Origin of the sequence: Natrialba sp. INN-245, assembly GCF_009807105.1 — an archaeon.
In the GTDB taxonomy this organism is placed as follows: Archaea; Halobacteriota; Halobacteria; order Halobacteriales; family Natrialbaceae; genus Natrarchaeobius; species Natrarchaeobius swarupiae.
Map to the genome: position 1 here is coordinate 465,693 of NZ_WUBV01000063.1, position 24,922 is coordinate 490,614.

Here is a 24,922-nt window from a genome sequence, read left to right on the forward strand (position 1 = left end):
CCGCCGTCGCAGGGTTTCACCCGGCTCCGGCGGTGGATCGCTCACTCCGTTCGCGGATATGTACACGGCGGGGAGCGGTCAGTAAGTACGTGTAATGAAGGTAGTTCAGCTCAGGTTAGATGAAAGATCTACACGAAACGCGGCTTTTACCCTGTTCGAATTGATCTCACTGGGGAGCAATCAACGCACTCGAGCAGACGGATTCGATCTAGCGGATTTACGTCAGTGATTCAATATAGTCCTCGAGTATTTCGTAGACGGAATCGAACTCGGAGAGATCAGCAACGAGATCGGGGAGTGTATTCTGCCAGCCATCACGAATCTCAGCACGCTTCTCGCTCGGAAGCCCTTCCTCGAGGTTGATTTCCAAGCCGTCGTGTTCACACTTCCTCGTGAAGGCTGGCACGATAACAGAGTCATCAACGTCGGCTTCTGTAATCATCCGATAGAAGTCGTAGTAGTCACGCGCTTGTGACCGCTGGTAGAGCGCTCGCAGTTTCTCTGCAAAGATCTCCTCGAGGCTGTACGCAGTCAACGTGAACTCACGCGTGTCCTCATACTGGTGCGTGTGCTCGACGGAATCGAACGCTACGTACTCGTCAATCATGACGTCCAAACTCGTCGTATTCCTGTGACCAAGAACGGCGTTGTACTGGATGTCGATGTCGACGTAATGGGTCGGATAGCCCTCGTTCCGCAACTCGCGATGTTGGGTGACCTCGAAGTCGATCCCGGATCGCCTTGCTGCGTCGTCCAATGCAAGTGCCAGCTCCTCCTCGCTACCTCGATAGTCACCTTCGACACCGAGATCGAGGTCTTCTGAATATCGCCACGTCTCCGGGAAGTAGAGCTTGCTGAGAGCTGTGCCGCCCTTGAACAGCAAATTATCGCCATACGAACTGGTATAGATCGCCCACAGGATCCACGAGTTGACGTAATTCTTCTCCGCGTAACCCAGACGAACGTCTAGCTCTCTGGCTAACTGTCTCAGTCGTGTATCAGTGATCATGCAAAGTCGTCTGGAAGGAACGCTTCAGGTTCTACATTCAGCCGCAGCTGGTACTTGCTGTCTCGGGTACCCGTCGCTTCTCGAGTCGGGTCGAGAAGCGGGTATCCAGTCGTGAAATTCTCGACGAGATCCCGGTACTCCGGGAGCTCGATATCGAGTTGGTCAGCGAGATAGACGATGCGTTTCGTTGCAGCACCGTTTCCGACTCGGCGAAGGTATTCGACGACGGTTTTCCACGAACAGCGCTTCTCCGTCGCGTTTTGCATCGCTTTGGCGAGTTCGCCGATTCCACCGCAGAACTCGGGATGGTCGGCGCAGTCGACGAGCGTCTTTTCGATGCTGGCGATGTTCACCTGCGTCGATCCGACCACTGTCGGTTGATAGCCGAAGAATTTCTGCTCAGTGACCGATACCGGCCGATATTCAACACCATGAATCTCGCGTGGTTGCACTCGTTTTGTCGTCACGAAGTACACTGTCCGCGATAGTTGCTCCGTCAGACCGTGATGATTCATCGCACTCCAGTAGCCGATGTACATCGGATCCACGAGTGCTGAAGCGATCACAAACTCGTGTTCTGTGTACACTGGATTCTCTCCAGCAGAGAGCGGCAGGATCATGTACTTCCCTCGAGCGAGACGCTCCAGCCAGCCTTTCTCTTTGAGAGAGTACGCCATATCCTTCGCTGATTTTCGAGGAATGTCCAGCGTATCCTCGATGTCATCGATAGTGATGACCTGTCGACCCTCACTTGCAAGTCGCGAGAGAGCTCGGGATTCGCGCGTCGACAGACTTTTTCTTTGAGTCTCCGACTCATTTGTTGGCTCCATAGCCGCTCAGTATACATAGAGTCTAAATCCATTCAGATATAAAGGTGCTTGTTATGTCCTTGTCGTTAAAATCGACTCCAGAGTCGCTACAAGCATATAAACTCTAAAAGCAGTCAGAAAAATTCTATTCACTAAGGATTTACCGTGTAACCGCGACCCGTCCTGCGATCGCACCGAAACTGACTGACAGCAGACCGTCCGCGTCATCACCGATCCCCGTCGATCACCTCCACCTCGAGCGGGTCGGTATCGATCACGACGCGGTAGCCGGCGTACACGAAGCGAACGGTGACGTCCGCGTTGGATTCGAGGACGGCGGCCAGCGCGCCGGGGTCGACGGCCTCGTACAGCGGCGGCAACGCCGTGCGGTCGCACTCGTCACGGGCCGCGACACGTTCGAGTACCGTGGAAATAGCTGGATGCATCGTGTTCGTCGGGGATCTGGATGATTCTCGCGGCGAACGTCGACTCGCAGTCGGGGCAGGTGACCGGCTCGTCGGTCGTCGTCGCGCGGAGGTCGGTTCCACAATCGCAGTGGATGGTTACTCTCGAGGCCATGTTTCGTTGCTCTCTGGGCCCCGACGCGACGGAACGCAACCCAACGAACGAACCGGACGCAACGCTCCTGGTCCGACGGGACGTCGGCAGGTCTTTATTTCGCCAACGTCAATGGTGGATTGCTCCCGCGACGCGGGGGCAGGTGTTTGAGCCGGAGTGTATGCTTGGTGGCTGACTCCGGCTCAGCGCACTTTCGTGCGCATTCATTGGGTACGTAATCATTCGTAAAGAACGTTAGGATACTGACCGGTTGGGCTGGTTGAGTGTCGTGGTGAGAGAACAGTTTGTACACCAGCGAGACGGATTCCAATTCGGTCAGTAGAGGGAACTCACCGCTCGTTCGAAGTGATCAATTCACCGCCGCGGTGGCGCGTGCTGATCCGCGGCGAACGACCAGTGAGACGCGGCTCGAAGTCACGCGAGGGACGAGCAAGCGAAGCGAGCGAGTCGGCTGGGGAGGGTGTGGAAATCCTCGCCGCCAGTGTACGCAGCGTACACCCCGGCGATCTCACGTCGAAATCGATCATCCATCAATCGTCCACCAATACCCGTTGTCACGAGAACACACCGTTCCTCGCAACTGCACTCCCGCTCGAGTGCGAGTGACAAGTGACGAGCGACGAGTCGATCACACCCACGACGCCGCTTTGCCAGCGACCGCTATCCGTCGGTGTCCCAGACGTCCGCCAGCGGGCTCGAGCGCGAGGACCGACGGGATCGACGCCGCGAGCGCCCGCCGCGACCGTCCGACGATCTGGAATCACCCCTTGCTCCGTTTGCGCTGTCTGCACTCGCGCTCGTTCCGGTACTGCGACCCCGTCCGCCTCGAGTCGACGTCGCCTCGAGCGCCGCTCGCGGTTCGAACTCCGGAAGCGACGGCCGTTCCATCCGATCGACCTGGTCGGCGAACCAGTCGGGCATATCCGTCCGCGCGCGCTCGAAGCAATCGAGCAGGCTCGAGTCCGCGAGGTAGGTCGCCCCGTAGTCGTCGGGGGCACGGATCACGCGGCCGCAGGCCTGGATGACCGTCCGCAGCGCCGACCGGAAGTACCAGGCCCACTGCCCCTCCTCGAGTCGGTGGGCGACGCGGGAGTCGCTGGTATTGAGGAACGGGGCCTTGCAGATGACTTGGAACCGACAGAGGTCACCCTTGAGATCGAGCGCTTCCTCCATTTTCACCGAGAGAAAGACGTCGGGGTCGTCGCTGGCTTTCCACTCCTCTAAGTCGGCGTCGCGGCCGTCGCGGTCGTGGGTTCGGATTCGGTCGCCGACGCCGAAATCCCGGAGATGGTCGGCGAGTTGCTCCTGGATGTCGTAGGAGTGGGCGTGGACGAGGCCCTTCTCGTCGGGGTGGGCCTGCATGACCCGGACGATCGTGCGGGCGATCTTCGGCGTCGTCTCCCCGCGGTGCTCGTAGGTCATCTTCCCCTGCGTGACGTCGTACAGCGGCCGGTTCTCGACGGGGAACGTATGCCCAACGTCGACGAGGGCGACGGCCGACGGCTCGAGGCCGACCTGCCGGCAGAACGCCTCCTTGTTCAAAATCGTCGCCGACAGCAGGGCGAACTTGTTTCCGCGGTCCCAGACGGTGTGGGCGAGATACTTTTCGGGGTTCATCGGCTTGATCGTCAGCGGGCCGCCCGTGTCGTCCTCGCCTTCTCGATCGTCGCCTTCGCTTCCGTCGCCGTCCCGCCCTCGAGCGCTCCCCGCAGGCTCGGACTGGTCGACGAGCCACGTCGTCGGACTCTCCGGGTCGCGGTAGTCCGAGACGAACCACTCGAGTTCGCCGATGAGCTCCTGGAGGCGGTCGCGCTCGCGGACCTCCGCGGGCGAAAGCGCCTCCTGGGCGAGCAGGTCGTCCTTCCGGCGGCCGCAGGTCTGGGCGAGGTTCTCGGCGTAGCGCACCGCCCGCTCGACGCGGTCGACCTCGGGGACCCGAAGCTCGTCCCAGAACGGTACGGTCCGAGGGCCCAACTGGATCGTCGCGTACATCTCGGCCCACTCCGCGAGGCCGTGGGCCTCGTCGACGACGACCACATCGCGTGTGCGAAAGACCTCGCTTCCCGCGGTCTGCATGAAGTACGCGAGCGTCATCGCTGCGATTTCCCGGTTCGACGCGATCGCTCGGTCCGAAAAGTACGGACAGCGGTGTTTGACCGAACAGTCGTAGCCACGTTCGCGGACGCAGGGGGCCTGATTGACCGGCGTGTTTCGCTCCTCCGGGAGGATGCAAGTGTAGTTCGACTTCCCGCGGATGACGTTTAGATCCGAGAGCAGGTCGTCCGACGCCACGTCGTCCAGCTGGGAGACCTGCGGCGTCGTGTAGTACGCCCCCGACGCCTCGCTCGGCTCGGCTTCCTCGACGGTCCGGGCACAGCCGGCGACGGCGCGTGCGAGCAGGGACTTCCCGCTTCCCGTCGGCGCGCGAACTAACACGACGTCGTTTCCGGCCGCGAAGGCGTCTCGGATGTCGTGGAGGGCTCGCTTCTGGTTCCCGCGATAGCTCGGCGCGGGAAACGCCTCGAAGATCCGCTCGGGATTCACCGTTCAAGTCACGGCGCGGTCACACCCTAAAGGCTACGGACCGCCGGCTGGAAGGGACCGGCTACCCGGCGGTAGCTGGCCGATTACAAACACCGAATCGAGCCACTGATCTACTGCGGAAGGGTCGCTCAGCGGGAGAGCACCGCGGTGCCCTCCGGGTCCGCGGCGGCATCACTGCCTCGTGGCGTTCGAATCCCACCCCTTCCGCTCCAGTGTCGTCTCTCGACACGCCATCCACCCCTGTCACCCCATCCTCGCCACCACTCCCCGACCTCGTCACGCCGTCCATCCTCGTCACCCAACTCGTTCCTGTCACCCAGCACCTACGCGAGCGTGACCGTATTCGACGTCGCTGGTGTCGTCCTCGGTCGTCCTCGAGCGAAGAGAGCGGTCACTCCGCGAGCCGAGAGGTTTCCTCGTCGACCTGCTCGAGTCGGTCGACGTCCGCGGCGGTCGGATCGTCCGGGAGTGCCCCAATGCAGGGATAACACAGCAAGTGTGAGGTCCCGTCTTCGAACTCCAGTGTCATCGCGGTGCCGTCGCTGCCGTCGTCCTCGCCGAAGGTCCAGATGTTGGCGATACCGCCGGCGAGCGACACCGACCGGCCACAGCCGTCACAGGAGTCCGTTGCCATAGCCGGACGTCGGTTCCGAACGGTGAAAGTCGTTGTCCCACGAACGAGTCGAGTTCCGGGCGACTCGACGCCGGGCCGTGCCGGTCGGTCCTCCCTCGAAAGCGAGCGAGCGTCGCCGGGTCGATCGAACCGGCCGATAGTATAAATCGACCGACGTGATAGCGACGAGTATGGAGGTGAACTGCGAGGGCTGTGCGGGCTGTTGTCTCGACTGGCGAGGGCTGCTCGAGGACCGAACGTACGATCGTGCCCGCGGATCGATTCGCGACGGGGACGGCAATCGAGATCCGATCGACGACGATCCGAATTTCGTCGCGCTCACCCGCGAGACGGTGCGGACGTACCTCGATCAGGGCGTCGCGGACGCCCTGACGCCACGGTTCTGGGACGCCCGAGACGAGCGCGAAGGCGTCGAGATCGACGGCCGACAGGTGGCCGCGGTCGCCGGTCGTCCGGTCTTCTTCGTCGGCCTCCGAAAACCGCCCAAACCCGTCGCACCGTTCGGCCGCGAGGAGCCGTCGTGGCTGCCAACCTGTGTCTTCCTCGATCCGACGACGCTCCAGTGTCGCGTCCACGGCGGCGCGTTGTTTCCCCAGGAGTGTGGTGCCTACCCGGCACACACCCTCACACTTAAGGCGACGGCCGAGTGTGAACGCGTCGAGGAGACCTTCGGCGGCGACCGCCTGCTCGATGCGAGCGTCAGGGAGGATCTCGATGGGTTGTTACTCGGCGACGCGGCGATCGGCGAGAAACTCTTCTGTCACCCGCGGCCGGCGGCCCTCGAGGGCACCATCGAGCGACTGGCGTCGGGAACGACGACCGCCGAGGACCGCGCGGAGACGATCGCTGTCGCGGCCGCCTCGAGTCCCGGGACGATCGCGATTTCGGATCACCACTACGAACGGGCCAGGGAGCGAGCGCTCGAGACGGTGAACGGTGGATCACCGGGAGAAGACGACCGCGACAGTCGACGCGAGTCGTGGATCGGTCCCGCGATCGACGAGTGGCAGCAGCGTCGGGCGAACGCGGACGAACCCGTACCGTCGCCGAGGGTCGCAGCCGACGTCGAGGTCGGTCGCGGTGCACCGGAGACGCCGGGATGGGATGCACTCGATGACGAGTGAGGTAGTGTCCGACACCTCGAGGAAGACGGCCGTCGATTCGGGAGGAGAAGCCACCGGCTCACGACGAGAGGGAACCGACAGAAATCGGGGCTGCAACCACTACTCCGATTTGATCTCCTCGAACTTGTTCAGCAGCGCTTCCGCGGAGTCGCCGGAGTCGTACTCGACCTGGCCGTGATAGATGGTCCGCTCGTCGTCGAAATCCGCATCTACTCTCGAGGCCTGCTGTTCGCGGCGCTCGTGTTCATCTTCGTCATAGGCACCCATTGACATGGTAGCTACACACACTGTAGGGCGGTAACGCATATCAATGTAACGGTCCATCAGGTTTCAGCGACGGAAGCAGGTAGAAACGGTGGCGCCTCGCTCGTAACACGTATCCCGACCTACGGCGTAGGTCCGATGTGGCTCAGCCGCTTCGCTTTCGCTATTCGCCCACGGACTGGAGCGAGCAACGCGTTCGACGGAAGATTCTACAGCCGTTGCGGTCGAACATCGGCGCGCAGTCGGTGACCCCTGAGTTCGATATCGGGGGTAGATGGGAGACGCACCGATTCGAGATGCAAAACGGGGACCTCGCGTTGTTCGCACGAACGGACGGCGAGGCCTACTGGATGGGCAACACGGAGACCCCGTCTGCGCTGTGGAAGACTGACAAGTTCGGCTGGCGGGAGATTCCGTATCGCGTCTCCCGGTGGACCCAGCGGGAGCTGCTCGCGACGCTCCACGAGGAGGACCCCTGGCTCGCCGACTATCCGTACATCTCGTGGTTTTTCCTGCCGGTGTTTATGTCCAAGGACGGCCGCGAGTCGACCCGGTCGTTCTTTCGCGAACACGCCGCTGGCTTCCCCGACGCGGGTCGTCGGGAAACGACGCGCTTTTTCGAGGACTTCCTCTCGACGGGCGTCCTCGACGAGTACAGACACGTCATGGCCGGAAAGCTGGGTACGAGCGATCACGTCGATCGGGTGCGGATGAGCGCCGCGATGGGCGAGTTCGTCGCCGCGAAGATCCTGACCGATGCCGGCTACGACGTCGTTCCCGAGATCGAGGTCACGACCGGCCACTCACTCGACTTCCGCGCCCGGAACGGTGACACGAACGTCCTCGTCGAAGTGACCCGCCCGCAACCGCCGAAAAACCGTGCGGCGTCGGGCCCCGTCGCCGCAGTCCGCGACACCGCCGAGACGAAAGTCAACGGCCAACTCGCCGAACACGGCGGCGGCGCGGTCCTGTTCGTCGACTGCTCGTCGTTTCGCGACGACACCTGGAACGCCGTCCGCGCCGAACAACCGGACGTCCGTCACCGCCCCGCAGTTGTCTACCGCGCCCGCCCGAACGGTCACGTCGAAGGGTACCGAAAAGGTGCGGTCCCGCTCGAACTCGCCGACGCGCTCGAGTTTCTGAACTGACGATCCGCTCGAGCGGTCGGTCTTCGGCCGACTCGAGAAAGAACAGTTCCGTCCCTAGAACGACACGGCGTCGGGCGTGTACGGACTGCCGACCGGAGTCGGATCACGATCGCTGTAGCCGACGCGGCCAATAGCCTTGTCGCTGACCGCGGAGTAGACGGCGAATCGTGCGTCTTCGGGGGAGTGGAAGGTTTCTGACTCGAGGCGAGCGAGTACGTCTTCGACCGTCTCGGTTCCGTTCGGGAGTTCGAGGACGCGGTCCCCGTGTTCCGCCATCAGTTCCTCGGTCGTTGCGGGATACTCGTAGTCGTCGATGACCTCGCCGGTGCCGTTGAGCAGCATTACATCTCTGTCTTGGGTGAACAATGATTATAAACATTGTGCATGTAGGATTACTAGCGCTGGGGTAGGGATTAGTTTCCTAGTATCTCTCTAGAGACCGGAGCCGGTCGGGAGAGAAACCGCTATACCGCCCCCAGCATACAGGTGAGCTATGGCCTACGCCGATCTGCACGTCCACACGACCCGGTCGGACGGCAGTCTGGAACTCGAGGAGGTCCCCGCGGCGGCCGGACGCGCCGGAGTGGACGTCGTCGCCGTAACCGACCACGATCGGGTACAGCCCTTCGACGAGCCACTGATAGAGCGCAAGGGAGTGACGATCGTCCACGGGATCGAACTCCGCGTCGAGGCCGACGACGGGCAGCGCCTCGACTTGCTCGGATACGGGATCGAGCCGAACGAGGAGGTCACGGCGATAACCGATCGGATTCAAACGAACCGTATCGAGCGCGGACGGGCGATCGTCGACTGCGTCGAGGACCGCCTCGGCGTCGATCTGGGTCTGACCGCGAACGAGGGGTTCGGTCGTCCTCACGTCGCGAGAGCGATCGACGACCATCCCGACACCAACTACGACTATCAGGAAGCGTTCGACCACCTCATCGGCTCGGACTGTCCGTGTTTCGTCGCCCGCGAAATCCCCTCGTTCGAGCGCGGACGCGAGGTGCTCTCGGAGGCGGCCGAACTCGTCTCACTGGCGCATCCGCTTCGGTACGACGACCTCGAGGGAGCACTCGCTCGAGCGACGACGTTAGACGCCGTCGAAGTACACTACCCCTACGACCGTGCGGTAGATCTCGCGCGAGTCGAGCAAACTGTCGACCGACACGATCTGGTCGTAACCGGTGGCTCGGACGCTCACGAAGGTACGCTGGGTCTGGCCGGACTCTCGCGGGACGAGTACGACCGACTCGAACTGTCGCAAAGATACCGTCCATCGTAACCGAGAGCGGAGGGTTCAATGTACCCGAGTTCATACGGGGTGGTATGAACTGCCACTACTGCGACCGCACGGCCGCCTTCGCCGCCGAATCCGACGGCGTCAAGGTCGGTCTCTGCGAGGAACATTTCCGCGAGCGGTTGCAGGAACTCGCCGAGGGCGATGGGCTCGAGACGCTCAAGGAGAAAGTCGACGTCGACCGTGCGGAGTGATACGGCCAGTTATCGTTCGTATAATGCCGTCTTTTCGCGGATTCCGCTGATTAGGCCGTTCGGCCAGCGTCGACGTCGATCGCGTCGACCGGACAGACGTCGACACAGAGCATGCAGTCGATACACTGGGCCTCGTGGGTGGGTTCGGCCTTGCGATCGCTCTCGGGGTGGCCGGGCGTGTCGACCCACTCGAAGACGTCGACCGGACAGTCCTCGAGACAGGCACCGTCAGCGATACAGAGGTCGTAGTCGACCGCGACGTGGGTCCCGCGGATGCCGAGCTCCTCGGGTTCGTCGACGGGACCCCAGACGGCGACACCGTTTTCTTCACCGACCTGCTCGCGGCTCTCGTGGAACTGTGGATCTATGGCCATTGCTAACAGGAACGGACGGGTGGCGCACACTTAAAAGTACGGACGCTTTTTAAACTCGAGCGAACGGCGTCTCGAGCTAGGTCCTCCTAAATTCGTGTGAAACAGGCGTCTCCGTCCGATCCCGAAATCGCACCGAGATCGACAGTTTATATACGAGAACGCTCGGCTCGAGATCCGCGGGCAGAGACTCACCGAGGTGGGCGCGCGACTCGACGTCGGATGGGACGACACGGATCGAGAGCGACGGAGCACCGAGACCGCGGTTACTTACGGCCTCGCAGAGACCTATCCGAGCACGATGGCACGGGTCCGCATCCTCACGACGGGCGGCACGATCGCGAGCACCGCCGACAACGCCGACGAGACCGGGAAAACGCCCACGGTCACGGGCGAGGACCTCGTCGACGCCGTCCCCGAACTCGCCGACCACGCCGCCCTCTCGGTAGAACCGATCTGCCAGCGCTCGGGCTTTCAGATGGACGCCGAGAACGCGACGGGGATCGTCGATGGCGTCGAGGCGGCCGGAGACGTCGACGGGGTCGTCGTCACCCACGGAACCGATACGATGGCCGAGTCGGCCTACTACGTCGACGTCGTCTCCGAGCGCGACCTCCCAGTCGTCTTCACCGGCGCGCAGCGACCGTTCGATCAACTCGGAACCGACGGCCCGTCGAACCTCGAGCTGGCGGTTCGAACCGCCGTCGACGAGCGATTTTGCGACGCTGGCGGCTCGTATCTCGCGTTCAACGACGCGGTCCACGCCGCCCGCTGGGTCGTCAAATCCCACACGAGCAAACTCGAGACGTTCAGTTCGCCCGGTGCGGGACCGGTCGCGCAGCGAACCCCGGCAGGACTACGACTCCTGCGCGAACCGGGCCGGTACTCGAGTCCGATCCCCGGCGCGCGTCTCGACCCCGACGTGCGCGTCGAGATCGTGACGAACGCGCTGGGCGTCGACGGACGACAGGTCGAACGCGCGCTCTCCGCCGACGCAGTCGACGGGTTCGTCGTCGCCGGGACCGGTCTCGGAAATACGACCGGTGAACTCGGGTCCGCCCTCGAGGCGGCGCTCTCCGCCGACGTTCCCGTAGTGCTCACGTCCCGCTGTTACGAGGGTGAGACCGCCGGATTGTACGGCGGCCCCGGCGGCGGGGAAACGCTCCGTGCCGCGGGCGCGATCGGCGGCGGCGACCTCCCGCCCTGGAAAGCACGCGTTCGCACCGTTCTCGCGATTGCCGACGGGGAGTCGGCGTCGGCGATCGAACGCGTCAGAGCGGCCTTCGACGACGTGGATTCGCTCGGCCGATCGACCTAACGGATCGGTTCGGCCGTTACCGGCGACGGCCAGCGGAAGTGGCGATAGTAGTCGACGTCCCAACGCAGACGACCGGAACCTACACGACGGCTCCAGTCGTTCGTCCAATATGACACGAACCGTCGACGAGCTCCGAAACGAGATCCGACTCGCCGTGGGGAGGTACGAGCGCATCGAGTCGACCGCGTTTACGAAAGAATCGCTCGCCGCGATCTGCGAGGCCGTTGACGACGAGATCGAGACGAACCCGCTACCGCCGAAGTCACAGATGCGTGCGGGGATCCGCTCGACGGTCGGCGAACTGAACGACGATCCGGACGACGCCGATCGTCCGTTCCGGAAGGCCGAACTCGAGGTAATCGAATCGGTACTTCGCGAGGATCCGCAGTAGTCGTCCGTCGGTGACGGACCGCTCACTTCTCCTCGAGCGAGCCGGACGCCTCGAAGACGTCGCCGTCGTAGGCGATCGTCCGGCGTTCGTCTTGCTCGTAGTCGAATCGTCGAAGTGCGGTTCCGCGATCGGTCTCGACGACGACCCGATCGATACCGTCCTCGAACAGCGGGAGCGAGTTTCGAAGCGCACGGAAGGGGCGTCGTGGAAGCTGTTCGGCGATGAGCCGCTCGTCGACGGCGGTCTCGTCCGAATCGGCTGGGTCGGGTTCGGACTCGAGGCGGGAGACGATGACCGTCGCCGGCCGTCGGGCGTCCTCGTAGTCCGGCAGTCGGACGACGATTCGATCGCCCTCGTCGTCGATCGCGACGTCGTCTTCGGGTTCGACGACGAGTTTTGGTGCCTCGAGGTCGAAGCGCGCCGCGTACGTCTCCGAGTCCACGCTGTAGCCGACGGCGTACGCGTACTGGCCGCCGCCGAGGTGTCCGACCGTTCGACTGCCCTGCCGGTCGACCGGGACGCCGTCGTAGACGAAGAGTTCCGACTCGTCGACGTCGCCGGGCTGGACTGAACTCAGGGGGAGCGGAAACTCCCAGGGATCGACCGGGAACCACCGGTCGTCGACGAGTTTGTACAGCCGCCAGTAGTAGGGGTTGCCCGACAGCGACTCGCGGCCGTGGTTGACGAGGTCGAACTCGATCTTTGCTGGTGCGGTGACCGATTCTGCACTCGGCTCGAGGAACACCGGCGTCTCCGGGGTCGCATCGTGGAACCACCGGATCTCGTCGTCGGGCTCCGGAAACCCCGGTGGCTCCTCCCCGACGAATCGCGAGTCGCCGGCGGGACCGGGTTCGTCGGTCGGCCAGCAGACGATCTCGAAGGAACCCTCGCGCCAGGTGAACTCGTACCGATTAGCTTCGATCGGTGGCCTGTCGTGATGGTGGTGTCCCAGCAGGTAGTACTCGCCGACGACCTCTTGCTCGGCGTCGAGCGTGAGCCGGTCGGGAAACCAGTCGTCGCTGACGCGCTCGAGTCGCCACCGGCCGTCGTCATCGCGGAAGTAGCTCGGTGCCGTCTCGGCGAGTGGATGGTCCGCCGCGGGCGCGAGATAGACGGAGTCGTTGTCGGCGGTTCGCCCCGTCGTCGGATCGTCGAGAATCAGCAACCGGCGGGGCTGGAACGTCTGTTCGTACGGTCGGTCGTTGCGGACGGTCGAGATGAGCGTCGCCGGGGAGTCCGCGGTCGCCTGCTCGGCAAACTCGAGGCGAGCCGAGAGGCCGTCGTCGGTCGAGACGCGACCGCCGACGACGGTGGCGGTGAGCGGGGCCGTCTCGAAGTCGACGATCGACGGCTCGTCGAACGGAAACGCGCTCTTGCCTGCGTCGGCGTCCGCGTCATCCGACGGCTCGTCGTCCACGTCGTCGACCTGAAACGGGGGGCGTTCGGCTCCGTCGTCGGGATCCTCGAGGGCGGAACAGCCGGCGAGGAGGGCGCTTCCGGCGGCGGTCACGAGGAAGTGACGGCGGTTCATATCGGAAAACACGTCGAGGGATCGGCATAAGCTTGCGGTTAGGTGAACTGTTCATGTTACCAGGAAAACGGCCGCGAACACACCGCTTTTGGACGGGCCGCGAGTAGTGGTCGTATGGATCTCACACACCGCCCCCGACGACTTCGACGGGACGGCGTCCGCGGACTCGTCAGCGAGACGAGCCTCGAGCCGAGCGATCTCATCGCGCCCATCTTCGTCGACGCGACGACCAGCGAGCGGATTCCGATCGAGTCGATGCCCGGCCACGAGCGCGTCCCGATCGACGAGAGCGTCACCCGCGTCGAGGAAGTCCTCGAGACGGGCGTCGAGGCGGTGATGCTGTTCGGGATTCCGAAATCGAAGGACGCCGAAGGTACCAGGGCCTGGGTCGAGGACGGCGTCGTCCAGGAGGCAACCCGGCGGATCACCGACGAGACCGACGCCTACGTCGTCACGGACGTCTGTCTCTGTGAGTACACCGATCACGGCCACTGCGGGCCACTCGAGGAGGAGTTGCGAGGTGAAGGGGACCACGACAATGGTCCCGCCTGTGAGCACGATCCGACGCTGACCGTCGACAACGACGCCACGCTGGAGTCCTTAGAGCGGATCGCGGTTTCCCACGCCGAGGCGGGTGCACACATGGTCGCCCCCAGCGGGATGATGGACGGGATGGTCGCCGCGATCAGGAACGGTCTCGACGACGCGGGCTACCAGGAGGTGCCGATCATGAGCTACGCCGCGAAGTACGAGAGCGCCTTCTACGGCCCGTTCCGGGATGCCGCCGACGGTGCGCCGAGTTTCGGCAACCGACGTCACTACCAGATGGATCCCGCGAACGCCCGCGAGGCGGTGCGGGAGGTCCGCCTCGACGCCGAGCAGGGTGCCGACGTGATGATGGTCAAACCCGCCCTCCCTTACCTCGACATCGTGAGCGCCGTCCGCCGGGAGTTCGACCATCCCGTTGCCGCCTACAACGTCTCCGGCGAGTACGCCATGCTCCACGCCGCCGCCGAGAAGGGCTGGCTCGACCTCGAGGCGGTCGCACACGAGTCACTGCTGTCGATCAAGCGGGCCGGCGCGGATCTCATTCTCACCTACTTCGCCGAGGGCGTCGCCGAACGACTCGGTTGAGCCGGGTCGAGCTCGGTCGTTTTTGACGAGCGTCCATTGGTCGTTCGCTCCGTCGGTTAGGTGGCAACATCTGCCGCGCGCGAGCAGTCACCGCTCGAATGCGCGCAGAGTGAGGGATCGAACGGCAATATTCACCGACCATCGACCGGTTCGTCCGTCTACGAACGTCCAATATATAGCCACAGTATAGAAAGACCGAAAGATGCTCTATCCTTATACACATTATATCAACTCTAGATTTTCACGTTTTCACCTATTACATCCACTTTTTCGACGTTATCCAACGCTAAGCCTTATATATAACAGGTCCATGCCAGTCAAACGTGATTCAGAACACGAACTGCCCCATTATTGGGGAAAGCATGGACGTTTGTCAACCAATACGCGATGATTCGAACGTATCGATGGAGGTGCACCGGTAATGGATCTGTTCGTACTCCAGGCGACCGAAGCTGACCTCGAGTCGCTGGCGACCGGGATGAACCTGATGTGGGCGCTCACTGTGACGTTCCTCATCTTCTTCATGCACGCCGGCTTCGCGATGCTCGAGGCCGGGCAGGTGCGTTCGAAGAACGTGGCGAACCAGTTGACGAAGAACATGCTGACCTGGGCGGTCGGCATCTTCGTCTTCTTCGTGATCGGGATGGGCATCTCGAACAACGTCGGCGCGGCACTCGGCGGCGGCGAGTCGAGCCCCCTGACGATGTTCGGCGAGGGCTCGTTCGACTGGGCGATGTGGCTCTTTAGCGCGGTGTTCGCGATGACCGCCGCCACGATCGTCTCGGGTGCGGTCGCCGGACGCGCGAAACTTCGCGCGTACGTGACGTACACGTTCGTTCTCGCGGCAGTGATCTACCCGGTCGTCGCGGCAATGGTCTGGTACGCCCCCGGCGGGACGCCGATCCTCGCACAGCTCGGCTTCGCCGACTTCGCGGGCGGGATGGTCGTCCACGGCGTCGGCGGGGTTGCCGGCCTCACGGCCGCCTGGATTCTCGGCGCTCGCATGGACAAGTACAACGAGGATGGGAGCGTCAACATCATTCCTGGTCACTCGATGACCTTCGCCGTTCTCGGGACGCTCATCCTCTGTTTCGGCTGGTTCGGCTTCAACGTCGGCACGGCCGCGACGGTGATCGACACGGCGACGTTCGAACTCGCCGACTTCGACTACGTCGGAAGCGTCGCGATGGTCACCGCCCTCGGCATGGGCCTCGGTGCACTCGGTGCCTCGGCGGTCTCGCTTGCGATGAACGGGAAAGTCGACACGCTGTACGTCGCAAACGGCATGCTCGCCGGCCTCGTCGGGGTCACCGGTCCGACCGACCTCATCACTCCGATGGGTGCGATCGCGATCGGATTTATCGCCGGCGCACAGCTCCCGATCGTCTTCAAGCTCGTCGACGAGAAGCTCAAGATCGACGACGTCTGTGCGGTGTTCCCGGTCCACGGGACCGCAGGGATGCTCGGCCTGATCCTCTTCCCGCTGTGGTCGATCGAAGGGACGGCCATCGGCAGCGGTCTGGTCGCCGGCGGTATCCTCTCGATCGAAGCCAGCGCGTTCGCACCGCAGATCATCGGCGTCGTCGTCATCACCATCTGGACGGTGCTCGCGACCGCAGCCGTCTGGGGCGCGTTCAAACTGGTCGGCGAGGCTCGAGTCACGCCCGACCACGAACGTGACGGCCTCGACCTCGCCGAACACGGCGTCGACACCTACCCCGAGTTCGGCGGTCCCGACGTGGCGACCGACGGCGGCCACTCTTCGGACGACGTCATCCGTACGGACGGCGGTGAGCGACTCGATGAGTCGCGGTCCTCGTCGGAGCTTCGATCCGACGGCGGCGAGCCGAACGACGGTGAGATCAAGATGATCACCGCGATCGTTCGTCCCGACCGTCTCGGCGCGATCAAAAAGTCACTCGCGAAAGTCGGTGCGCCGTCGCTGACGGTCACCAACGTCTCCGGACGTGGCTCCCAGCCCGCCAAGAAAGGACAGTGGCGCGGCGAGGAGTACACGGTCGACCTCCACCAGAAGGTCAAAATCGAGTGCGTCGTCGCCGACGTGCCAGCCGAGGAGGTCGTCGACGCGATCGCCGACGCCGCCAACACCGGTGAACCCGGCGACGGCAAGGTCTTCGTCCTCCCGATCGAGGACGCCTACCAGGTCCGAACCGGAAAGACCGGCCAGGACGCAGTTTAAGACGGCACGGTCGGTAACGACTCGAGCGAGGTCTCGAACTCGGCGGGCTGTCCGACGCCGTCCATCGTCCCCCATCCGGTCGACCGAGCTGGTTCGTCGATCGGACCTCGGTACTACTTTGGCTCCCGAAGCCGAACGCCCTCCACATGAACGACGACAACTCGCGTGCCCTGTACGATCGGGCGCTGTCGGTGATGCCAGGGGGAGTCAACTCCGCCGTTCGCGCAGCCATCGAACCCTACCCGTTTTTCGTCCAGAAAGGCGACGGTGGCCACGTCATCGACGTCGACGGGAACCGCTACGTCGACTGGGTGATGGGGCTTGGACCGCTCTTGCTCGGCCACGACCTCCCCGACCCCGTTCAGGCGAGCATTCAGCAGAAAGCGAGCGAGGGACCGATGTACGGAACCCCGACGGAAATCGAGGTCGACCTCGCGGAGTTCGTCGTTCGCCACGTCCCCAGCGTCGAGAAAATTCGGTTCGTCAACTCGGGAACCGAAGCCACGGTGTCGGCTATCCGACTCGCCCGTGGGTACACGGGTCGAAACAAGATCGTCATCAACCAGGGTGGCTACCACGGTGCCCAGGAGTCGACGCTGGTCGAAGGCGACGCCGAGAACCCCCGACCATCCTCTGCGGGGATCCCACAGTCGTTCTCCGAGCACACGATTCCAGTGGCGTTCAACGACGAGGACGCCGTCCGCGAAGCGTTCGAGGAACACGGCGACGACATCGCGGCCGTCCTCACGGAGCCGATCCTGGCGAACTACGGCATCGTCCACCCCGAGGATGGCTACCACGAGTTCCTCCGCGAAATCACGGACGAACACGGCTCACTGTTGATCTTCGACGAAGTAATTACGGGCTTTCGCGTCGGCGGTCTCGGCTGTGCCCAGACCGAGTTCGGCGTCACACCCGATCTGACGACGTTCGGCAAGATCATCGGCGGAGGCTTCCCCGTCGGCGCGATCGGCGGCCGGGCTGAGATCCTCGAGCAGTTCGCACCCTCCGGTCCCGTCTTCCAGGCCGGCACCTTCTCCGGCCACCCCGTCACGATGGCCGCCGGCCTCGAGACCCTGCAGTTTGCGGCGGAACACAACGTCTACGATCACGTCGACGAACTCGGCGATCGTCTGCGCGACGGCCTCTCCGAAATCGTCGCCGACCAGGCGCCGGAGTACACGGTCGCCGGCACCGCCAGCATGTACAAAGTGATCTTCACCCGCGATGGCGAGGCACCGAAAAACGGCGCGGACGTGAAAAACGCCGAGACAGATCGCTGGCGACGAGTCTTCTGGGGGCAGATGAAAGAACAGGGGATCTTCCTCTCACAGAACCAGTTCGAGTGTCAGTTCGTCAGCTACGGCCACACCGACGAGGACGTCGACCGCACGCTCGAGGCGTACAAAGAGGCGCTGTGAGGGGATCGGCTCGAACGACGGCGCGAGCGGCGGAACGGTCGGTATCGCCGGCCGAGATTGACCGGACCGCTACCCCGACCGAGACGGGAAAGACCGCGACACCGGCCGACTGATGACTCGAGTCGCGACGATCCTCGGGGAACTCGCGTGGGCACGCCTCGTCGAGCGCCAGTTGTACCTCGTCCCGCCGGTGATCGGCGTCGGTATCGTCGGCGTGCTTCAGGAAGCGGATCCGGGAGTTCCGCTGCTCGAGTCGGGGCTGGTGCTGGTCGGAACGTTTGGCTACAGCCTTCTGAGCGCCGGGATCGCGCTCTCGTTGTTTGCCGACGCGCGTCGAGTCCGCCGGCAAGGCGGGGCGAGCGAGCACTGGCGGCCGAGCCCGTGGGGAAACGCCCTATTCGCGTTGCTGTGGGCGCCGGTCGCCGGCGTTTTCTACCTCTATCGCCGTCACAAACGGTTCGGAACGCGACCCGGCTGGTCCGGCTGGTGGCTCGTCGTCGCGGCGTCGCTCGCGACGACCGTGATCGGCTTCGCCGGCGTGGTGATCGCCATCGTACTCTCGCTTCCGGGACTGTTCCTGACCGCCGTCGGGTTAGCCGGTACGATCGCGTTCGGAACCTTCCCGATCGCGATCCACCGGGACGCCGCCTACGTCAGCACCTACGGCGATTCGTGGCGGCCGAACCCCGGTCTCTATCTGGGGCTGGCGTTCCTGAGTCTCTTCGTCGCACCGCTACAGCCGCTGCTCGCGGGATACTATCTCCTCCGACGGCAGCGTTCGGGGGTCTCGAGGGAGTGAAACCGTACGGTTTACTGTACGTCGTTACCGCCGAAACCGCGACCCGTCTGCGGTTTCGCCGGTAAATTGGTACAGCAATCCGTATCAGTCGGCCGCCGACACGATGGCATCCTCGTAGCTCGCGACCGCCTCGAGGACCGCCTCCCGGTCGTCTTCCGGAACGCCGAACGACTCGAGCGTTGCCGCCAGGTGCGTCGCGATTGCGTCGAACTCCGCCGGGTCGGTCTCGAGGTGGTCGTGGGCCGCCCGCATGTCGCGGCCGTCGTACTCGACCGGGCCGCCGGCGACGGCACTCAGAAACTGGGTCTGGTGGGCACGTTGCTTTCGCATGTCGACGCTATCGAAAAAGTGAGCGACTTGCTCGTCGTCCAGTATCCGATCGTAGAAGTCGTCGACGACGGCCGCAATCGCGTCTTCACCGCCGAGTCGGTCGTACAGTGTCGTCATTCGTCAAATAGATTCGCCAGCTGTATGGATAAATCATGCGACAACCGTGGTGGAGAGATCCCCAATCCGCACTCGAGACCGGTCGGGTTCGTCGGCCAGCAGCGACGCGGGACAAGCGTGCGCTTTTCATACCTCAGGCGACGACTGACGCCTATGAGAACGCGCGGGACGTTACGACTGGCGACGCGGGGATCGACACTGGCCCGGCGACAGGCCGCCCTCGTCAAGGAAGCCCTCGAGGAGCACCGGTACGAGGTCGAACTCGTGACCGTCGAGACGACGGGCGACGACATTCAGGACGAGCTCATCCACCGACTCGGGAAGACGGGCGCGTTCGTCCGCGAACTCGACGAGCGCGTACTCGAGGGGGATCTCGACGGCGCGATCCACTCGATGAAGGATATGCCGACCGAACAGCCCGACGAGCTCGTCACGGCCGCGGTTCCCGAACGCGGATCGCCAGGCGACGTCCTCGTCACGCCCGACGGATCGACGCTCGAGGAGCTTCCCGACGGTGCAACCGTCGGCACCTCGAGTCTGCGCCGGCGCGCTCAACTGCTCGCCGAGCGACCCGACCTGACGGTCGAACCCGTCCGAGGGAACGTCGATACCCGCCTCGAGAAGCTGCTCGCGCCCGCGCTACAGGAAGAACACGAGACGCGAAGCGAGGCTGATAAAGAGCGGAAGGCGAACGTCGGCGACGAGGAGTTCGAACCGGCGTACGATCGGACCGTCGACGAGTGGTTCGACGATCTCTCGGAACTCGAGAAACAGGCGCTCGGTCGCGAGATTGAGACGAACTACGACGCACTCGTGCTCGCCGAGGCCGGCCTCGAGCGAAGTGGGCTTCGCTACGCCGTCGACTATCAGTCGCTTCCCACCCAGTCGTTCGTTCCCGCACCGGGACAGGGCGCACTCGCCGTGACGGCGGTCGACGGCGAGACGGCAGGCGAGATCCAGAACGCGATCGACCACCCGCGCAGTCGCGTCGAGACGACCGTCGAACGGACGCTGCTCGCGGAACTCGGCGGCGGCTGTATCGCGCCGATCGGTATCTACGCGATCCTGCAAGGCGAGTACGTCCACACGCGGGTGAGCGTCTTCGACCGCGACGGCGAGGAGTCGGTGACTGCCACCCGTGATCTGCCCGTCGACCACCACGCCGAGGCGGCCCGCGAGTTCGCCACGGACCTCGCCGACCGCGGTGCGGCGGAACTGATCGAAGAGGCACGCGACGACGCTGGAGCGGGCACGTCCGTCTCCGAAGACGATCAGCCGGAGGGGAAGTAAGCGATGTCGGCGAACGAGACGGGACCAGACGGCAATCCGACCCCCGAAACGAATGCAGTCGTCGAGCCGGGTACCGTCTACCTCGTCGGGAGCGGTCCCGGCGATCCGGAGTTACTGACCGTCAGGGCGACGCAACTGCTCGAGCACGCCGACGTCGTCCTCCACGACAGGCTACCGGGGCGAAAGATCATCGACGCGCTCCCGGAGGGTCGACGCGAGGACGTCGGCAAGCGCGCCGTCGGCGATCGCACGCCCCAGTCGGAGATCAACGAGCGACTGGTGGAACTCGCCCGCGAGGGGAACTCCGTGGTCCGGCTCAAGGGTGGTGACTCGTTCGTCTTCGGTCGTGGCGGCGAAGAGGCGGAGTATCTCGCGGCCCACGGGGTGCCGTTCGAGGTCGTTCCCGCGGTCACCTCGGCGATCGCGGCCCCGGCCGTCGCCGGAATCCCCGTCACACACCGGGACCACGCCTCCTCGGTTTCGTTCGTCACTGGCCACGAAGACCCCACGAAAGAGGAGTCGGCCGTCGACTGGGAGGTTCTGGCGGCGACCGGTGGGACGATCGTCGTCCTCATGGGCGTCAGCCGACTCCCCGACTACACCACCGCCCTGCGGGAAGCCGGACTGAACCCCGAGACGCCGGTCGCGTTGATCGAACGCGGCACGTGGCCCGGACAGCAAGTGGCGACTGGCACCCTCGAGACGATCGTCGACGTCCGCGACGACGTCGGGATCGAACCGCCGGCAGTGACGGTGATCGGCGACGTCGCCGGCACCCGCGAGTCGGTCGTCGACTTTCTGCAAAACGACTACGAGCAGCCAGAAGAGGGTGAGATCCGATGAGCGAATCGACGCCCCCCGCCGTCGCCGTCTTCCGTCCCGACGACGAGCGAATCGACGACGCGGTCGCCGTCCTCTCCGACCTCGGCGCCGACCCCGTCCCGGACCCGATGCTCGCGGTCGAGCCGACGGGTGCGAGCCCGCGTACCGACGCCGACTACGTCGTGCTCACCAGTAAGACCGGTGCGGAACTCGTCTCGGCGGCCGACTGGCGTCCGGGCGAGGCGACCGTCTGCGCGATCGGCCCGGCGACGGCCGACGCCCTCCGCGCGGAAGGTTACCCAGTCGACGTCGTCCCGGAGGAGTACACCTCGAGCGGACTGGTCGAACGGCTCGAATCCGACGTAGACGGGGCGCGCATCGAGGTCGCGAGGAGCGATCACGGCAGCGACGTCCTGCTCGAGGGGTTCGAAGCAGCCGGCGCGTACGTCCACGAGACCGTTCTCTACCGCCTGGTTCGGCCCGAGGTAAGCGGCGACTCCGCGGAACGCGCCGCTGCAGGGGACCTCGACGCCGTCTGCTTCACGTCGTCGCTGACCGTCGACCACTTCCTCGAGGCCGCCGCCGACCGCGGCGTCCGCGAGGAGTCGCTCGACGGGCTGTCCGACGCCGTCGTTGGAGTCATCGGCGAGCCGACCCGGGAGACGGCCGCCGAACACGGCATCGAAGCCGACGTCGTCCCGGAAGAAGCGACGTTCGACGCGCTGGCGACTGCCGTCCTCGATCAGGTCGACGGGCGGTCGTAGCTCGACGCGCTCGGAACGGGAGCCGCTGTCGACTCACTCGAGCGCTCGGAACGCCACCAGCGCCGGCAGGGCGAAGCCGAACGCGTTGACCGCGCCGTGCCACCGGACCATCTCGGGAATCGTGACGAGAACGGTAGTGCCCGGAAGCGAGGAGTACGCGAACGCGAGCGCGAACGCCATCCCGACACACACCGAGAGCGAGGCGGCCACCAAGAGCGCACCCGGAAGGCGGGGAGCGACCGGGACGACGCCGCCGGTTACGACGAACGCGAAACCGGCCACACCTGCGACGAACGGGACGACGGCGACGAACTCGAGGATCGGCGAGACGGTGATGCCGACCGCGACGGCGAGGATGCCGACGACGACGGCGACCGTCGATGCGGCCGCGATGTGCCCCGTGAGCGTCGAGTCGAACGCTCCTCCGTCCGCGATCACGCGGCCAGCCAGGCCGACGACGAGCGGCAAAACGAACCCTGCGTAGTGGAAGTGGACGGCGGTCAGGAGGACGATGATCGGCGCAAAACCGAGGTCGATCCCGGCGACGGAGAAGAGGAGTGCGATCGAGGCGACGGGGACGTACAACAACGCCGCGTCCACGGCGAGCGCCGGTAACGGTCCGATACCGCGAGAGCGGATATTTTGAAACGCGAGAGCGGCCAGAACCGCGGTGACGCCGAGCCACGGGAGTACGAGTGCGACCGCCGCGAGCGATTCTCTCGGTAGCCCGAGCGCGACGACGGCGGCCGCCGCGGCCGGGAACTGGCCGTAGACGGCGACCGCGTAGAGACGCGAAGGGGTCCCAGCCGTGGTACCGGCCGATCCCCGATGCTCGAGCGGAACGAGGCCGGTTCCGAGCGGGACGAGCACGAACGTCGCGAGCGCGACGTACAGTTCGACGGGCGACAGCGGAATCGGGACGAGGCCGAACGTCGTGGCGATGGAGAGCGCAGACCAGACGACCGCGCCGAACGCGGCGGTCAGGTCGGTTACCCGCCATCCGGCGAGACGCGGCGGCGAGGAACTCACCCCAGGGCCGGAAAGGCGTACGCGAGACACGAACTCGAGGTCGGTCACGGGCGTTCACCCGGCAGTCTCACGTCGGCCAGCGGCGGTCGGTCCGCGGGGTCGCCGTCGGCGGATCGAAACTCGCTCTCGAACCCGCCCTCGTAGCCGAAGACGGAGCCGACGAGCGGGTTCTCAATGTCGGCCTCGACCCGGAAACACTCGTCGTCCTCGTCGTACCAGTCGGTGAGGCGGCCTCGAGCCGAGAGCAGAGCCGGGAGCGCGAGCGAGCGCCCACCGACGCGGAGATACTGCGTCCCGATCGAGAGCGCGAGCGCGCCGTCGTCGGCTGCGGCGTGGAGGTCGGCACCGACGAGGCCGCGCGTGCCGAAGAGATCGACGATGCAGCCACGGGCCGGATTCCACCGGAGCGTGTCGACGAACGTCCGCGGCGGCGAGGTGTCGAACCGCCGCTCGAGGCGAAGCGCCTCGTTACCGTTCCCGTCGACGAACGGCTCCGTGACGATCGAGAAGCGAACGTCGGTTCCGCTCTCGGGAAAGAGGAAGTCGTCGAACGTTCCGAGCCACAGCGCCGGCACCGCGAGCGGGCTTCGGGTGAGTTCGTCCATCTGGCCGACGCCGACCGCCTCGCGGCCGTCGGAGGACTCGACTCCGTAGCGCTCCCGAACCTGTGGGTGAAGCGTCGACCACTCCTCGCCAATCGCACGCTCAAATAATCCCGTCACGGATGTACCCCCGACTCTCGGTCGGGCCGTTTGCCGTCCGTATGCGGTTCGTCGCCCCTCTGCGGTTCGGCGCTCGTATACCGTTCGCCGTCCGTACGCCGTTCCCGTCTCACGGGCTCGCTCGAGGCGGCGGAAATCTTCCCTTCGCTCGGCACGTCGGCCGAAAACGGCCGAAGCGAATCGGGATCGACGTCGAACGCCGCCAGCGCGTCGTCGGTCGTCGTGTTCTCGAGTGTCAGAGCGCGATACTGGTCTCTGCCGACCGGAATCCAGGGAAGCGGATCGACGAGCGCCGCGAGGACGGCGGTCAGCGCCATCGGAATCGGGACGACGACGCCGTCGCGGACGCGCGTCACGATCTCCGCCAGGGTGAGCCACTCGGGACCACCAATCTCGTAGGCGTTTCCGACGTGACGGTCCTCGGTGAGACCGTCCGCGATCAGCGGCGTCAAGTCCTCGACCCAGATGGGCTGGAGCGGCGTCTGTCCGCCACCCGGAAGCGGGATTACGAGCGGCGGCGCCAGTCGCTCGAGAAACGGGACGAACGCACAGCCGTCGCCGAAAATTACCGATGGACGGAAGATCACCCACTCGAGAGACGACTCGCGGACGATCCGCTCGGCCCGTCGTTTCGCCTTGAAGTACGCCGTCTCGACGTCCGAGTCGACGCCCAGCCCGCTCAGCTGGACGAACCGATCGACACCCGTTCGTTCGCTCGCGGCCACGAGGTGACGCGTCCCGTCCGCGTGGACCGACTCGTGACTGCGCCCGCGCGCCTGGACGTGCGAGGGGAGTGCAACGAGATTGACGACGGCGTCGTGGCCCGCGACGGCGTCGTCCAGGTCGGGGTCGGTGACGTCCACCGACACCGCCTCGACGTCGGCGGGTAGTTCCGACGGGTCGGGCGTTCTCGAGGCCGCGGTCACGCCGTGGCCACGGTCGACCAGGACTCGGCACAACGATCGGCCGACGAACCCTGAACCGCCCGCGACGAAGACGTTCATACCGGATTGTTCCGGCACAACGACATAACGGTACTGCCAACCCGTGGATCCGGACAGTCAGTAGACCGGAGGTT

26 protein-coding genes and 1 tRNA gene are annotated in these 24,922 nt (G+C 64.7%); 14 read left to right on the plus strand and 13 right to left on the minus strand.

Annotation, left to right across the window (positions count from 1 at the left end; translation table 11 throughout):
* Positions 1-217: 217 nt before the first annotated feature.
* The 4 genes from GRS80_RS18785 to GRS80_RS18800 all read right to left on the minus strand — a co-directional run bounded on the left by GRS80_RS18785 (position 218) and on the right by GRS80_RS18800 (position 4,941).
* The gene (locus GRS80_RS18785) at positions 218-1,009 is read right to left on the minus strand and encodes a nucleotidyl transferase AbiEii/AbiGii toxin family protein (RefSeq protein WP_160048868.1); all 792 of its coding nucleotides are present in this window, start codon (positions 1,007-1,009) and stop codon (positions 218-220) included.
* Positions 1,006-1,839 (minus strand): type IV toxin-antitoxin system AbiEi family antitoxin domain-containing protein, encoded by an 834-nt coding sequence (locus GRS80_RS18790; RefSeq protein WP_160048869.1) that lies wholly within the window; start codon positions 1,837-1,839, stop codon positions 1,006-1,008. The genes GRS80_RS18785 and GRS80_RS18790 overlap by 4 nt, the downstream gene beginning before the upstream one ends.
* Positions 1,840-2,045: 206 nt before the next feature.
* On the minus strand, positions 2,046-2,264 hold the full coding sequence (locus tag GRS80_RS18795; RefSeq protein ID WP_160048870.1) for a HalOD1 output domain-containing protein: 219 nt from the start codon (positions 2,262-2,264) through the stop codon (positions 2,046-2,048).
* Between the two features lie 793 nt (positions 2,265-3,057).
* Entirely contained in the window at positions 3,058-4,941 is a 1,884-nt protein-coding gene (locus tag GRS80_RS18800; protein ID WP_343161654.1) for an ATP-dependent DNA helicase, read from the minus strand.
* A 117-nt stretch (positions 4,942-5,058) separates the two neighbouring features.
* Here GRS80_RS18800 and GRS80_RS18805 point away from each other — a divergent pair.
* A tRNA-OTHER gene (locus GRS80_RS18805) sits at positions 5,059-5,148 on the plus strand.
* A 184-nt stretch (positions 5,149-5,332) separates the two neighbouring features.
* Here the strand turns inward: GRS80_RS18805 and GRS80_RS18810 are convergent.
* Positions 5,333-5,575 (minus strand): hypothetical protein, encoded by a 243-nt coding sequence (locus GRS80_RS18810; RefSeq protein WP_149079618.1) that lies wholly within the window; start codon positions 5,573-5,575, stop codon positions 5,333-5,335.
* Positions 5,576-5,745: 170 nt separating this feature from the next.
* Between GRS80_RS18810 and GRS80_RS18815 the strand changes: the two genes are divergently transcribed.
* Complete coding sequence (locus GRS80_RS18815) at positions 5,746-6,699, plus strand: YkgJ family cysteine cluster protein (RefSeq protein WP_160048871.1); 954 nt, start codon at positions 5,746-5,748, stop codon at positions 6,697-6,699.
* A gap of 99 nt (positions 6,700-6,798) precedes the next feature.
* Here the strand turns inward: GRS80_RS18815 and GRS80_RS20540 are convergent, their stop codons facing one another.
* Positions 6,799-6,972 (minus strand): DUF5786 family protein, encoded by a 174-nt coding sequence (locus GRS80_RS20540; RefSeq protein ID WP_200840425.1) that lies wholly within the window; start codon positions 6,970-6,972, stop codon positions 6,799-6,801.
* A gap of 131 nt (positions 6,973-7,103) precedes the next feature.
* Between GRS80_RS20540 and GRS80_RS18820 the strand changes: the two genes are divergently transcribed.
* Complete coding sequence (locus GRS80_RS18820) at positions 7,104-8,111, plus strand: DUF5784 family protein (protein WP_343161655.1); 1,008 nt, start codon at positions 7,104-7,106, stop codon at positions 8,109-8,111.
* Between the two features lie 54 nt (positions 8,112-8,165).
* On the opposite strand, the gene GRS80_RS18825 is transcribed toward GRS80_RS18820, so the two are convergent.
* The gene (locus tag GRS80_RS18825; RefSeq protein WP_149079614.1) at positions 8,166-8,453 is read right to left on the minus strand and encodes a DUF2795 domain-containing protein; all 288 of its coding nucleotides are present in this window, start codon (positions 8,451-8,453) and stop codon (positions 8,166-8,168) included.
* A gap of 151 nt (positions 8,454-8,604) precedes the next feature.
* Between GRS80_RS18825 and GRS80_RS18830 the strand changes: the two genes are divergently transcribed.
* Both GRS80_RS18830 and GRS80_RS20545 read left to right on the plus strand, forming a co-directional pair.
* Positions 8,605-9,396, plus strand: coding sequence for a PHP domain-containing protein (locus GRS80_RS18830; RefSeq protein WP_160048872.1), 792 nt, complete (start codon positions 8,605-8,607; stop codon positions 9,394-9,396).
* 44 nt (positions 9,397-9,440) lie between these two features.
* The gene (locus GRS80_RS20545; RefSeq protein WP_200840426.1) at positions 9,441-9,605 is read left to right on the plus strand and encodes a DUF6757 family protein; all 165 of its coding nucleotides are present in this window, start codon (positions 9,441-9,443) and stop codon (positions 9,603-9,605) included.
* A gap of 50 nt (positions 9,606-9,655) precedes the next feature.
* On the opposite strand, the gene GRS80_RS18835 is transcribed toward GRS80_RS20545, so the two are convergent.
* The gene (locus tag GRS80_RS18835) at positions 9,656-9,979 is read right to left on the minus strand and encodes a ferredoxin family protein (RefSeq protein WP_160048873.1); all 324 of its coding nucleotides are present in this window, start codon (positions 9,977-9,979) and stop codon (positions 9,656-9,658) included.
* A 298-nt stretch (positions 9,980-10,277) separates the two neighbouring features.
* Here GRS80_RS18835 and GRS80_RS18840 point away from each other — a divergent pair, with 298 nt between their 5' ends.
* A complete protein-coding gene (locus tag GRS80_RS18840) occupies positions 10,278-11,294 on the plus strand; it encodes an asparaginase (RefSeq protein WP_160049092.1) in 1,017 nt (338 codons plus the stop codon).
* A 109-nt stretch (positions 11,295-11,403) separates the two neighbouring features.
* Positions 11,404-11,685 (plus strand): hypothetical protein, encoded by a 282-nt coding sequence (locus GRS80_RS18845; RefSeq protein ID WP_160048874.1) that lies wholly within the window; start codon positions 11,404-11,406, stop codon positions 11,683-11,685.
* A 22-nt stretch (positions 11,686-11,707) separates the two neighbouring features.
* Here the strand turns inward: GRS80_RS18845 and GRS80_RS18850 are convergent, their stop codons facing one another.
* Positions 11,708-13,216: a hypothetical protein gene (locus GRS80_RS18850; RefSeq protein WP_160048875.1), complete on the minus strand. Its 1,509-nt coding sequence runs from the start codon at positions 13,214-13,216 to the stop codon at positions 11,708-11,710.
* 114 nt (positions 13,217-13,330) lie between these two features.
* Here GRS80_RS18850 and hemB point away from each other — a divergent pair, with 114 nt between their 5' ends.
* The 4 genes from hemB (at position 13,331) to GRS80_RS18870 (ending at position 18,770) form a co-directional block, all read left to right on the plus strand.
* Complete coding sequence (gene hemB / locus GRS80_RS18855; protein WP_160048876.1) at positions 13,331-14,350, plus strand: porphobilinogen synthase; 1,020 nt, start codon at positions 13,331-13,333, stop codon at positions 14,348-14,350.
* Between the two features lie 421 nt (positions 14,351-14,771).
* On the plus strand, positions 14,772-16,550 hold the full coding sequence (locus GRS80_RS18860; protein ID WP_160048877.1) for an ammonium transporter: 1,779 nt from the start codon (positions 14,772-14,774) through the stop codon (positions 16,548-16,550).
* 146 nt (positions 16,551-16,696) lie between these two features.
* Positions 16,697-17,971: a glutamate-1-semialdehyde 2,1-aminomutase gene (locus tag GRS80_RS18865; protein ID WP_160048878.1), complete on the plus strand. Its 1,275-nt coding sequence runs from the start codon at positions 16,697-16,699 to the stop codon at positions 17,969-17,971.
* A 112-nt stretch (positions 17,972-18,083) separates the two neighbouring features.
* Positions 18,084-18,770 (plus strand): hypothetical protein, encoded by a 687-nt coding sequence (locus GRS80_RS18870; protein ID WP_160048879.1) that lies wholly within the window; start codon positions 18,084-18,086, stop codon positions 18,768-18,770.
* A gap of 84 nt (positions 18,771-18,854) precedes the next feature.
* On the opposite strand, the gene GRS80_RS18875 is transcribed toward GRS80_RS18870, so the two are convergent.
* Positions 18,855-19,217, minus strand: coding sequence for a group 1 truncated hemoglobin (locus GRS80_RS18875; protein ID WP_160048880.1), 363 nt, complete (start codon positions 19,215-19,217; stop codon positions 18,855-18,857).
* Positions 19,218-19,370: 153 nt separating this feature from the next.
* On the opposite strand from GRS80_RS18875, the gene hemC reads away from it, so the two are divergent.
* Genes hemC through GRS80_RS18890 form a run of 3 tightly spaced genes read left to right on the plus strand, consistent with a single transcriptional unit; the run spans position 19,371 to position 22,093 of the window.
* Positions 19,371-20,507 (plus strand): hydroxymethylbilane synthase, encoded by a 1,137-nt coding sequence (hemC, locus tag GRS80_RS18880; RefSeq protein ID WP_160048881.1) that lies wholly within the window; start codon positions 19,371-19,373, stop codon positions 20,505-20,507.
* A 3-nt stretch (positions 20,508-20,510) separates the two neighbouring features.
* Positions 20,511-21,350, plus strand: a complete 840-nt coding sequence (cobA, locus tag GRS80_RS18885) for a uroporphyrinogen-III C-methyltransferase (protein ID WP_160048882.1) — start codon at positions 20,511-20,513, stop codon at positions 21,348-21,350.
* Positions 21,347-22,093 (plus strand): uroporphyrinogen-III synthase, encoded by a 747-nt coding sequence (locus GRS80_RS18890; protein ID WP_160048883.1) that lies wholly within the window; start codon positions 21,347-21,349, stop codon positions 22,091-22,093. Before cobA ends, GRS80_RS18890 begins: the two co-directional genes overlap by 4 nt.
* Before the next feature lie 33 nt (positions 22,094-22,126).
* Here the strand turns inward: GRS80_RS18890 and GRS80_RS18895 are convergent, their stop codons facing one another.
* Genes GRS80_RS18895 through GRS80_RS18905 form a run of 3 tightly spaced genes read right to left on the minus strand, consistent with a single transcriptional unit; the run spans position 22,127 to position 24,848 of the window.
* Positions 22,127-23,170 (minus strand): YndJ family transporter, encoded by a 1,044-nt coding sequence (locus tag GRS80_RS18895; protein WP_343161656.1) that lies wholly within the window; start codon positions 23,168-23,170, stop codon positions 22,127-22,129.
* The gene (locus tag GRS80_RS18900; RefSeq protein WP_343161657.1) at positions 23,167-23,844 is read right to left on the minus strand and encodes a DUF4166 domain-containing protein; all 678 of its coding nucleotides are present in this window, start codon (positions 23,842-23,844) and stop codon (positions 23,167-23,169) included. The genes GRS80_RS18895 and GRS80_RS18900 overlap by 4 nt, the downstream gene beginning before the upstream one ends.
* Positions 23,841-24,848, minus strand: coding sequence for a complex I NDUFA9 subunit family protein (locus tag GRS80_RS18905; protein ID WP_160048884.1), 1,008 nt, complete (start codon positions 24,846-24,848; stop codon positions 23,841-23,843). Before GRS80_RS18905 ends, GRS80_RS18900 begins: the two co-directional genes overlap by 4 nt.
* Positions 24,849-24,922 lie beyond the last annotated feature (74 nt).